The organism is Mycobacterium sp. 1081908.1 (genome assembly GCF_001673535.1).
Lineage (GTDB): Bacteria > Actinomycetota > Actinomycetes > Mycobacteriales > Mycobacteriaceae > Mycobacterium.
This window is the reverse complement of sequence record NZ_LZLY01000136.1, coordinates 1-10,883: the sequence shown is the minus strand read 5'-3', so window position 1 is coordinate 10,883 and position 10,883 is coordinate 1. Positions and strand designations below refer to the sequence as shown.

Here is a 10,883-nt window from a genome sequence, read left to right as displayed (position 1 = left end):
GATCCAGCCCGAAGACGCCGCCGAGCGGGTCGTTGCCGGCATCCGGGAGGAACGCTTTCTCATCCTGACCCATCCGGAGAACCAGGAATGGGTGTCGAACCACGGTCGCGACGTCGAGGGCTTCCTCGCCGCCTACCTACCGATGCTCTACGAAGGGCGCGGCCCCGACGGGCTGCCCGTCACCTAAGCGGCCCGTCACCTAAGCGGCCAGCGCCGCCCGGATGCACACGGTGACGTACGGCAACGCCAGCCCGTTCGAGTTCGCCAGCGCCGGATGGGTGGCCAGCAACTGACGCACCTGGTCGAGTGTTTGGGTGCGGACCTCGGTCGGCGAGGTGATGCAGTAGCTGCGCGACGCTACCAGGTCGATCAATGCTTGCGGCGTAAGGTAATTCGTCCACTCGACCTGATGGCGCTCGGGGTCGGTGAACGACGTGGACAGCGATACGTCGAAGCGGCCCCGGTCGCCGTCGGAGCCGATGATCTCGCCCAGCTCTCGCACCCAGCCCAGCCGCTCGTCGCGGGTGTTCCACACCAGGCCCAGCCGCCCGCCTGGGCGCAGCACGCGGGCCACCTCGGGGATCGCGCGCTCGGGGTCCACCCAGTGCCACGCCTGCGCGACGAGCACGGCGTCAACGCTGTTGTCCTCCAACGGAATCTCTTCGGCGGTGCCCAGCAGGGCCCGGGTCTCCGGCAGCGAGGTGCGCAGCACCTCCAGCATGTCGGGAATCGGGTCGACGGCCACCACGTCCAGGCCGCGTTCCACCAGCCGGGTCGTCAGCTTGCCGGTCCCGGCGCCCAGATCCAGCACGCGCCGCGCGCCGCGCGGTATCAGCCAGTCGATCGCCTCCGGCGGATAGGAGGGGCGGCCACGCTCGTAGGCGGCGGCCGCCGAGCCGAACGACAGCGAGCGTTCCTGGCTGGAGCGGATCACCGCCCGCCCCGATCGGCCGAGTCCGCCAAATCCAGCGTCTCGCGGATCAATTCGCCGACGGCCTCGGACTCCACCAGGAACCCGTCGTGCCCGCAGATGGAGTCGACGACGTGCAGCTCGGAGCAGCCCGGCAGCAGCTCGGCCAGCTCCTCCTGCAGGCGCAGCGGGTAAAGCCGGTCGGAGGTGATGCCGCCGACCACCACGGGCACCGGGCACCCGCGCAGGGCGCGCTCGACACCGCCGCGGCCGCGGCCGACGTCGTGGCTGCTCAGCGCCTCGGTCAGGATGACGTAGCTGCCTGCGTCGAAGCGGGCCAGCAGCTTGTCGCCCTGGTGCTCGAGGTAGCTCTGCACGGCGTAGCGGCCGCCGCCAAATGGGGCCGGATCCTCGTCGCCCTGGCTGTCGTTGGCGAAGCGGGTGTCGAGCTCGACCTCGCCGCGGTAGGTCAGATGCGCGAAGCGACGGGCGATCGTCAACCCGGCATCCGGCGCCGCCCCGGTCTCGTAGTAGTCGCCGCCGTGCCAGTTCGGGTCGGCCTTGATCGCAGCGATCTGCGTGGCCTGCGTGCCGATCTGGTCGGCGGTGGCGCGCGCACCGACCGCCAGCAGCAGCCCGGACCGCACCCGGTCGGGGTGGCCGACGATCCACTCCAAAGCCCTTGCGCCGCCCATGGATCCGCCGACGACGGCGGCTACCTGGTCGATGCCCAGGGCGGCCAGCGCGGCGACGTCGGCCTCCACCTGGTCGCGCACCGAAATCAGCGGAAACCTTGAGCCCCAGGGCTTTCCGTCCCGGGCGAGCGAGCTGGGGCCGGTGGAGCCACGGCAGCCGCCGAGGACGTTGGTGGCCACCGCGCACCAGCGGTCGGTGTCGATCGGCGCCCCCGGCCCGGCGACGCCGTCCCACCAGCCGGGCGTGGGGTGCCCGGGTCCAGCGGGCCCGGTGATGTGCGAGTCGCCGGTGAGCGCGTGCAGGACCACCACCACGTTGTCGCGCGTCGGAGACAGCTCGCCCCAGCGCTGGACCGCGATGCAGACATCGTCGATCACCGCACCGCTTTCGGTGGTCAGCGAGCCGATGTGGACAAAGCCGACCTCGCCTTCGGCGGGCAGCGTCTGCGTCGGGACGTCGGAGATCGTCATGTCAGAACCCCTCAGAACGCCGCCACCGCGTGCGGGTCGGCCGCCCCGGCGCCTTCCGAACCGAATTTCCGGGCCGCGGCGAAGCCGAGCTCCAGGTCGGCCAGGATGTCGTCGATGCCCTCGATGCCGACCGCCAGGCGCACCAGGCCGGGAGTGACGCCGGTGGCCAGCTGCTCCTCGGGGTTCAGCTGGGCGTGCGTGGTCGACGCCGGGTGAATCACCAGCGAGCGCACGTCGCCGATGTTGGCGACGTGGCTGTGCAGCTGCAGCGCGTTCACGAACGCCTTGCCGGCCTCGACGCCGCCGGCCAGCTCGAACGCCAGCACGGCCCCGGTTCCCTTGGGCGCCAGCTTCTTTCCCCGCTCGTACCACGGCGAGCTGCGCAGCCCCGCGTAGTTGACGGACAGCACGCCGTCGTGGGCCTCCAAGAACTCGGCGACCCGCTGCGCGTTGGCGACGTGCCGCTCGACGCGCAGGCTCAGCGTCTCCAGGCCCTGCGCCACCAGGAACGCGTTGAACGGCGCGGCGGCCGACCCCAGGTCGCGCAGCAGTTGCACGCGGGCCTTGAGCGCGTACGCCGGCGGCCCCAGCTCGGCGAACACCACGCCGTGATAGCTGGGGTCGGGCGTGGTGAATCCGGGGAAGCGGCCCTGGGTCCAGTCGAAGGTGCCGCCGTCGACGATCACGCCGGCGATCGCGGAGCCGTGGCCACCCAGGTACTTGGTGGCCGAGTGCACCACGATGTCGGCGCCGTGCGTGAACGGCTGGATCAGGTAGGGCGTCGCGATGGTGTTGTCGACGATCAGCGGGACGCCATTGGCGTGGGCGACCCCGGCGACCCCCGGGATGTCCAGGATGTCGATCTGCGGGTTGGAGATGGTCTCGCCGAAGAACGCCTTGGTGTTCGGCCGCACCGCCGCCTGCCAGGAATCGAGGTCGTCGGGATCGTCGACGAAGCTGACCTCGATGCCGAGCTTCGGCAGCGAGTAGTGGAACAGGTTGTAGGTGCCGCCGTAGAGCCGCGGGCTGGAGACGATGTGATCTCCGGCACTCGCGAGGTTCAATATGGCGAATGTCTCAGCCGCCTGCCCGGAGGACAGGAACAGCGCGGCCACCCCGCCCTCGAGCGCGGCGATGCGTTGCTCGACGACGTCGGTGGTCGGGTTGCCGATCCGCGTGTAGATGTTGCCCGGGACCTCGAGCCCGAACAGCGCGGCGGCGTGCGTGGTGTCGTCGAAGACGTAGGACGTGGTCTGGTAGATCGGCAGGGCGCGGGCGTTGGTCGCGGGGTCGGGACTCTGGCCGGCGTGGACCTGCTTCGTCTCGAACGACCAGGTTTCGGACGAGGGATGCGCGGTGGGATCGGCCTCGGGACTGGTTTCGTTGTTTTGGGAGCTCACGTGCGGTGTGCTTTCTTCTCAGAAGGTGAATTCGGGTAGCGGGAAGTGTGCGGTCGAATTACCGACGGCAGACAAAGCCGCGGACAAAGCCGCAGACAAAGCCATGCGAATGAGCTTGACGAATGCGCATCACGTTTCCCCTCTAGTCAGGGGTCCGGTATGGCGGACCCGCGCTTGCCGCGCAGCCTGTGGCTACTAGACCTGGTCTTTCACCCGGGGCACCCCACCGCGGTTGGAGGGTTGCCGGCCAGCAAGCCGGGGCTTAGCGCTGGCGCTCATGACCGATGTGAAGCCTATCTCATAGCGGCGCGCCCATGCCAACGGAGAGGCCAACGGACCGGCTCGCCCGCGGTCGACACCTGTCCAAACACCCTTGATAACGTGGCAACCAGAACGCTGAGAACCCTCGAATATCTGACCAATACCTGACCAATGACGCCGGGAGATGGACCGTGTGCGCCGAACAGCCGACCGTCATCTACACGCTGACCGACGAGGCGCCGCTGCTGGCGACCTACGCGTTCCTGCCGATCGTGCGAGCCTTCGCCGAGCCGGCGGGCATCAAGATCGAAACCCGTGACATCTCGGTGGCCGCCCGGATCCTCGCCGAGTTCGCCGATCACCTGACCGAAGAGCAGCGGGTGCCGGACGACCTGGCGGAACTGGGCGAGCTGACCAAGCGGCCCGACACCAACATCATCAAGCTGCCGAACATCAGCGCCTCGGTGCCCCAGCTGATCACCGCGATCAAGGAGCTGCAGGCCAAGGGTTACCGGATCCCGGACTTTCCGCAGAGCCCGAAGACCGACGAGGACAAGGAAATTCGCGCCCGCTATGGCAAATGCCTCGGCAGCGCGGTCAACCCGGTTCTGCGGGAAGGCAACTCGGACCGGCGCGCGCCCAAGGCCGTCAAGGAGTATGCGCGCAGGCACCCGCACAGCATGGGGGAGTTCTCGCCGGCGGCTCGCACCCACGTCGCGACCATGCGGCACGGCGACTTCTACCACGGCGAGAAGTCGATGACGCTGGACCACGCCCGCAACGTGAAGATGGTGCTGGAGACCAAGAGCGGGCAGACCCTCGAGCTGAAGCCCAAGGTCGAGCTGCGCGAGGGCGACGTCATCGATTCCATGTTCATGAGCAAGAAGGCCCTGATCGAGTTCTACGAGGAACAGATGCAGGACGCCTACGAGACCGGCGTGATGTTCTCGCTGCACGTCAAGGCGACGATGATGAAGGTCTCCCATCCCATCGTGTTCGGTCACGCCGTGAAGGTCTATTACAAGGAGGCGTTCGCCAAGCATCAGGAGCTGTTCGACGAGCTCGGCGTCAACGTCAACAACGGATTGGTCGACCTCTACGACAAGATCGAGTCGCTGCCCGCCTCGCTGCACGAGGAGATCATCCGCGACCTGCACGCCTGCCACGAACACCGCCCGGAGCTGGCGATGGTCGATTCGGCCAAGGGCATCACCAACTTTCATTCGCCCAGCGACGTGATCGTCGACGCGTCGATGCCGGCGATGATCCGCGCCGGCGGCAAGATGTGGGGCGCCGACGGGCGGCAGAAGGACACCAAGGCCGTCAACCCCGAGTCCACGTTCTCCCGCATCTACCAGGAGATCATCAACTTCTGTAAGACGCACGGGCAGTTCGACCCGACGACGATGGGCACCGTGCCCAACGTCGGGCTGATGGCGCAGCAGGCCGAGGAATACGGCTCGCACGACAAGACGTTCGAGATCCCCGAAGACGGTGTGGCCAACATCGTCGACCTCGACACCGGGGAGGTCCTGCTCACCCAGAACGTGGAAGAAGGCGACATCTGGCGCATGCCGATCGTCACCGACGAGGCGATCCGCGACTGGGTCAAGCTGGCCGTCAACCGGGCGCGAAACTCGGGCATGACGGTGGTGTTCTGGCTGGACACCGAACGGCCGCACGAGGTCGAGCTACGCAAGAAGGTCAAGGCGTACCTGAAGGAACACGACACCGAGGGCCTGGACATCAACATCATGCCGCAGGTGTGGGCCATGCGGTACACGCTGGAGCGCGCGATGCGCGGGCAGGACACCATCGCCGCGACCGGAAACATCCTGCGCGACTACCTCACCGACCTGTTCCCCATCCTGGAGCTCGGCACCAGCGCCAAGATGCTGTCCATCGTGCCGCTGATGTCCGGCGGCGGAATGTACGAAACCGGGGCGGGCGGCTCGGCGCCGAAGCACGTCCACCAGCTCGTCGAGGAAAACCATCTGCGCTGGGACTCCCTCGGTGAATTCCTCGCCCTGGGAGCGTGTTTCGAAGACATCGGCATCAAGACCGGCAACGAGCGCGCCAAGATTCTCGGCAAGACGCTGGACGCGGCGATCGGAAAGCTGTTGGAGAACAACAAGAGCCCGTCGCGCAAGACCGGCGAACTCGACAACCGCGGCAGCCAGTTCTACCTGGCGCTGTACTGGGCCGAGCAACTCGCCGCGCAATCCGACGACGAAGAGCTGCGGGAGCACTTCGCCGCGCTGGCCGAGGAGTTGAGCCGCAACGAGGAAGCGATCGTGGCCGAACTCGCGGAGGCGCAGGGCGAGGCGGTCGACATCGGCGGCTACTATCGCCCCGACACGGAGAAGACGACTGCAGTGATGCGGCCGAGCAAAACGTTCAACGAAGCGCTGGCAGCTTCGCAAGCCTCTTGAGGCTCAGAGCCGCGGGAAGAAAGTCGAACTCGATATGGCAGGCGAATCCAAAATCAAGGTCCAGGGGCCGGTAGTCGAGCTCGACGGCGACGAGATGACCCGCGTCATCTGGAAGCTCATCAAGGACATGCTGATCCTGCCCCACCTCGACATCAACCTGGACTACTACGACCTGGGCATCGAGCACCGCGACCGCACCGACGACCAGGTCACGATCGACGCGGCCTATGCGATCAAGAAGCACGGAGTCGGCGTCAAGTGCGCGACCATCACGCCCGACGAGGCGCGCGTCCACGAATTCAACCTGAAGAAGATGTGGCTGTCGCCCAACGGCACCATCCGGAACATCTTGGGCGGCACCATCTTCCGCGAGCCGATCGTGATCTCCAATGTGCCGCGGCTGGTCCCGGGCTGGACCAAGCCGATCGTCATCGGCCGGCACGCGTTCGGCGACCAGTACCGCGCGACCAACTTCAAGGTCGACAAGCCCGGCACCGTCACGTTGACGTTCACGCCGTCCGATGGCAGCGAGCCGATGGTGCAGGAGGTGGTGTCCATCCCCGAGGACGGCGGCGTCGTGATGGGGATGTACAACTTCAAGGATTCGATCCGCGACTTCGCGCGCGCCTCGTTCGCCTACGGCCTCAACGCCAAGTGGCCGGTGTACCTGTCCACCAAGAACACCATCCTCAAGGCCTACGACGGCATGTTCAAAGACGAGTTCCAGCGCATCTACGACGAGGAGTTCAAGGAGCAGTTCGAGGCCGAGGGCCTGACCTACGAGCACCGGCTCATCGACGACATGGTGGCGGCCTGCCTCAAGTGGGAGGGCGGCTACGTGTGGGCCTGCAAGAACTACGACGGCGACGTGCAGTCCGACACCGTCGCGCAGGGCTACGGCTCGCTGGGGCTGATGACGTCGGTGCTGATGACGGCCGACGGCAAGACCGTCGAGGCCGAGGCCGCGCACGGCACCGTCACCCGCCACTTCCGGCAGTACCAGGCCGGCAAGCCGACCTCGACGAACCCGATCGCGTCGATCTTCGCCTGGACGCGGGGCCTGCAGCACCGCGGCAAGCTCGACGACACCCCCGAGGTGATCGAGTTCGCCAAGAAGCTGGAAGAGGTCGTCATCTCCACCGTCGAGGGCGGCAAGATGACCAAGGACCTGGCCATCCTCATCGGCCCCGACCAGGAGTGGCAGCAAAGCGAGGAGTTCCTCAACTCCATCGCCGAGAACCTGGAGAAGGCGCTGGCCGGCTAACCCACGCGCTAGCCAGCTAGCCCGCGGGCTGTTCGCGGCCCGGGGACGGGCAGCGTTCCTCGATGAAGTCGGTGATCACCGCGGTGATCCGTTCGGGCGCCTCGAACATCGGCACGTGCCCGACGCCGTCGAGCTTGGTGACCTGGTGGCTGTCCTTGGGCAGGTGGTTGGTGAAATGCCTGCTGAACCGGGGCGCGGGCAGGATCCGGTCCTTCTCGCAGATCACCAGATGCGCCGGCACGGCGTTCTGCGCGACCTCCCGCAGGCCGTGCAGCAGCGTGGCCTTGACCAGCAGCTGGAAGTAGGCGGGGCAGTGTGCGACGTCGTCGATGCAGCCGAGCAGTTGAGCGTCGCTGACTCCGTCGGGCGTTGCGCTGATCGCGTAGGTGGCCAAGTGGCGGCTGAACGGCAGGCGCAACACGCGCGGCCCCAACGCCCAGGCGGCCAGCAGCAGCGGGATGCCCAGGATGAACTTGGCGATCACCTCGAACTTCGCTGGGGTCCAGCGCGTCCAACCGCCCGCCGGGGCGATGCCGGTGACGCTGCGGGCCCGGCCGCGCCGCTCCAGCTCGAAGGCGACCCAGCCGCCCAGCGAGTTCCCGACGATGTGGGCGGTTTTCCAGCCCAAGTCGTCCATCTGCCGCTCGACGTGATCGGCGAGCACCTCCGAGGACAGGAACCAGGTGCCGGCCCTGGGACCACCGTTGTGACCGGCCATCGTCGGGGCGAAGACCTCGTAGCGGCCGGTGTCGGCCAGCTGCCGGGCCACGTCCTCCCACACCGTCTGCGACAGCAGGAACGGATGCAGCAGCAGGATCGGTTCCCCGGAACCGAGATGGATCGGCGGACGGGTCCCCACGTTGCTCCCCATGGACCCGACAGTAATGGCGGTACCGCCGGTACTGCAAACAATGGCCGGTCCGCGCGTGAAAAGATCGGGGCATCATGAGCATCGCTACCGGATCCAGCCGGCTTTTCTCCGGCGTGCAGCCCACCTCCGACTCGCTTCACCTGGGTAACGCGCTGGGCGCCATCACCCAGTGGGTCACGCTGCAGGACGACCACGACGCGTTCTTCTGCGTCGTCGACCTGCACGCGATCACCGTCCCGCAGGATCCCGAGGCGCTGCGACGCCGGACCATGGTCACCGCCGCGCAGTACCTGGCGCTGGGTATCGACCCCGACCGCAGCACGGTGTTCGTGCAAAGCCACGTGGCCGCCCACACCCAGCTGGCGTGGGTGCTGGGTTGCTTCACCGGCTTCGGGCAGGCGTCGCGGATGACGCAGTTCAAGGACAAGTCCACGCGCCAAGGCAGCGACTCGACCACGGTGGGCCTGTTCACCTACCCGGTGCTGCAGGCGGCCGACGTGCTGGCCTACGACAGCGATCTGGTGCCCGTGGGCGAGGACCAGCGCCAGCACCTCGAGCTGGCGCGTGACGTCGCGCAGCGGTTCAACAGCCGCTTTCCCGACACCTTCGTCGTTCCCGACGTGCTCATCCCCAAGGTGACCGCCAAGATCTACGACCTGGCCGACCCGACGTCGAAGATGAGCAAGTCGGCGGCCACGGACGCCGGGCTGATCAACCTGCTCGACGATCCGGCGTTGTCGGCCAAGAAGATTCGCTCCGCGGTGACCGACAGCGAGCGCGAGATCCGGTACGACACCGAGGCGAAGGCCGGCGTGTCGAACCTGCTGACCATCCAGTCGGCGGTCACCGGGGTCGGCATCGACAAGCTCGTCGAGGGTTACGCGGGGCGCGGCTACGGCGACCTGAAGAAGGACACCGCCGAGGCCGTCGTCGAATTCGTCGGCCCGATCAAGGCGCGCGTCGACGAATTGATGTCGGACCGCGCCGAATTGGAGTCGATCCTGGCGGCCGGCGCCCAGCGCGCCGAGGAGGTCGCGGGCGAAACCGTTCGGCGGGTCTACGATCGGATAGGGTTCCTTCCGGTACGGGAATAGGGTTGCGCATGAGCGAGCCGGGCAAGCCAGGCGTCCTGGATCGGCTGCGGGCCCGGTTTCGCTGGCTCGATCACGTCCTGCGCGCCTATCAGCGTTTCGACGAGCGCAACGGCGGCTTCTACGCCGCCGGCCTCACCTACTACACGATCTTCGCGTTATTCCCCTTGCTGATGGTCGGTTTCGCGGCGTTCGGGTTCCTGCTGTCGCGCCGGCCCCAGCTGCTGAACACGATCGACGACCACATCCGGTCCTCGGTGACCGGCGCCCTTTCGCAACAGCTGGTCGACCTGATGAATTCGGCGATCGACGCGCGCACCTCCGTCGGCGTCATCGGGCTGGCCACCGCCGCCTGGGCGGGCGTGGGCTGGATATCGCACCTGCGGGGCGCGGTGACCGAGATGTGGTGGGACAAGCGCATCGAGTCGCCGGGGTTCCTGCGCAACAAGCTGTCCGACCTGGTGGCCATGCTCGGGACGTTCACGGTGATGCTGGCCACCGTGGCGCTGAGCACGCTCGGCCACGAGGCCCCGATGGGCGCGGTACTGAGATGGCTTGGCATACCCGAGCTTTCGGTGTTCGACTGGCTGTTCCGGCTTTTCTCGATATTGATCTCGCTGTTCGTGTCGTGGCTGCTGTTCACCTGGATGATCGCCCGGCTGCCGCGCGAGAAGGTGGACCTGGTCGCCTCGATGCGGGCCGGCCTGCTGGCGGCGACGGGCTTCGAACTGTTCAAGCAGGTGGCGTCGCTGTATTTGAGGGCGGTGCTGCGCAGCCCCGCCGGGGTGGCGTTCGGGCCGGTGCTGGGCCTCATGGTGTTCTCTTACGTCACCGCGTATTTGGTGCTGTTCGCCGCCGCCTGGGCCGCCACCGCGTCGCCCGATCCGCGCGCCAAACACGTGGACCCCCCGCCGCCGGCGATCATCGCCCCGCGGGTGCAGGCGGACGAGGGGCTGTCCACGCGCCAGACGCTGACCGCGATGGGCGTGGGAGCCATTGGGGCGTTGGCGTTTTCCCGGCTGACCCGCTGGCTGCGGTAGCTACCCGTCCAGCACCCAGTCGCCGCGGACCATGACGGCGGCCACATCCAAAGCGCCGTCCAGCACAACGAGATTGGCGTCGAAGCCCGGCCGCAAACAGCCCACCCGCTCGAGGCCGAGCGCCCGCGCCGGCGTCGCCGCCGTCATCGCCACCGCGGCGGCCAGGCCCGCGGCGGCCGCGTCGCGGAAGAGCCGATCCATGGTGGCGGTGCTGCCGGCGATCGTCGGCGTGCCGTGCACGCGCGCCACACCCGACACCACGTCGACGGGCACCGCGCCGAGCCGAAACGTCCCGTCGGGGCAGCCGGCCGCGGCGAGCGCGTCGGTGACCAGGGCGACCCGGTCGGGCCCCGCGGCCGCGATGACCGCGCGCACCACCGCGAACCGGGACCCGCGCTCGCGCTGCTGCGCGCCCCGGGGGTCACGGTCGAACTCATCGCCGACGGCG

9 protein-coding genes, 1 pseudogene and 1 riboswitch are annotated in these 10,883 nt (G+C 67.8%); of the genes and pseudogenes, 5 read left to right on the top strand and 5 right to left on the bottom strand.

All coding sequences use genetic code 11. The features are described from left to right. A pseudogene (locus A5655_RS28395) lies at nucleotides 1-187 on the top strand (hypothetical protein); the annotation flags it as partial. Between the two features lie 12 nt (nucleotides 188-199). On the opposite strand, the gene A5655_RS22495 reads toward A5655_RS28395, so the two are convergent. Genes A5655_RS22495 through A5655_RS22485 form a run of 3 tightly spaced genes read right to left on the bottom strand, consistent with a single transcriptional unit; the run spans nucleotide 200 to nucleotide 3,476 of the window. Further along, entirely contained in the window at nucleotides 200-934 is a 735-nt protein-coding gene (locus A5655_RS22495; RefSeq protein ID WP_067013913.1) for a class I SAM-dependent methyltransferase, read from the bottom strand. Beyond that, on the bottom strand, nucleotides 931-2,076 hold the full coding sequence (locus A5655_RS22490; RefSeq protein WP_067013911.1) for a homoserine O-acetyltransferase: 1,146 nt from the start codon (nucleotides 2,074-2,076) through the stop codon (nucleotides 931-933). The genes A5655_RS22495 and A5655_RS22490 overlap by 4 nt, the downstream gene beginning before the upstream one ends. An 11-nt stretch (nucleotides 2,077-2,087) precedes the next feature. Further along, nucleotides 2,088-3,476 carry a bifunctional o-acetylhomoserine/o-acetylserine sulfhydrylase gene (locus A5655_RS22485; RefSeq protein ID WP_067013909.1) on the bottom strand — a complete coding sequence of 463 codons (1,389 nt, stop codon included), beginning with the start codon at nucleotides 3,474-3,476 and terminating at the stop codon, nucleotides 2,088-2,090. Nucleotides 3,477-3,641: 165 nt separating this feature from the next. Beyond that, nucleotides 3,642-3,759, bottom strand: a riboswitch (SAM riboswitch). 169 nt (nucleotides 3,760-3,928) lie between these two features. Between A5655_RS22485 and A5655_RS22480 the strand changes: the two genes are divergently transcribed. Further along, nucleotides 3,929-6,169 (top strand): NADP-dependent isocitrate dehydrogenase, encoded by a 2,241-nt coding sequence (locus A5655_RS22480; protein ID WP_067013907.1) that lies wholly within the window; start codon nucleotides 3,929-3,931, stop codon nucleotides 6,167-6,169. Between the two features lie 34 nt (nucleotides 6,170-6,203). Beyond that, entirely contained in the window at nucleotides 6,204-7,433 is a 1,230-nt protein-coding gene (locus A5655_RS22475; protein ID WP_067013905.1) for an NADP-dependent isocitrate dehydrogenase, read from the top strand. Between the two features lie 16 nt (nucleotides 7,434-7,449). Here the strand turns inward: A5655_RS22475 and A5655_RS22470 are convergent, their stop codons facing one another. Then, nucleotides 7,450-8,247, bottom strand: a complete 798-nt coding sequence (locus tag A5655_RS22470; protein ID WP_067013915.1) for an alpha/beta fold hydrolase — start codon at nucleotides 8,245-8,247, stop codon at nucleotides 7,450-7,452. Between the two features lie 131 nt (nucleotides 8,248-8,378). Between A5655_RS22470 and trpS the strand changes: the two genes are divergently transcribed. Together trpS and yhjD are read left to right on the top strand one after the other, a co-directional pair. Next, nucleotides 8,379-9,398 carry a tryptophan--tRNA ligase gene (trpS, locus tag A5655_RS22465; protein ID WP_067013903.1) on the top strand — a complete coding sequence of 340 codons (1,020 nt, stop codon included), beginning with the start codon at nucleotides 8,379-8,381 and terminating at the stop codon, nucleotides 9,396-9,398. 8 nt (nucleotides 9,399-9,406) lie between these two features. Beyond that, complete coding sequence (gene yhjD / locus A5655_RS22460; RefSeq protein WP_067013901.1) at nucleotides 9,407-10,435, top strand: inner membrane protein YhjD; 1,029 nt, start codon at nucleotides 9,407-9,409, stop codon at nucleotides 10,433-10,435. On the opposite strand, the gene A5655_RS22455 is transcribed toward yhjD, so the two are convergent. Then, nucleotides 10,436-10,883, bottom strand: a 448-nt coding sequence (locus tag A5655_RS22455; protein ID WP_156764995.1) for an amidohydrolase family protein, incomplete at its 5' end; no start/stop codon positions are given.

Excerpts from the sequence above, each read along its gene's own strand:
- yhjD (WP_067013901.1), top strand. The coding sequence starts at position 9,407 with ATGAGCGAGCCGGGCAAGCCAGGCGTCCTGGATCGGCTGCGGGCCCGG.
- trpS (WP_067013903.1), top strand. The coding sequence starts at position 8,379 with ATGAGCATCGCTACCGGATCCAGCCGGCTTTTCTCCGGCGTGCAGCCC.
- A5655_RS22490 (WP_067013911.1), bottom strand. The coding sequence starts at position 2,076 with ATGACGATCTCCGACGTCCCGACGCAGACGCTGCCCGCCGAAGGCGAG.
- A5655_RS22475 (WP_067013905.1), top strand. The coding sequence starts at position 6,204 with ATGGCAGGCGAATCCAAAATCAAGGTCCAGGGGCCGGTAGTCGAGCTC.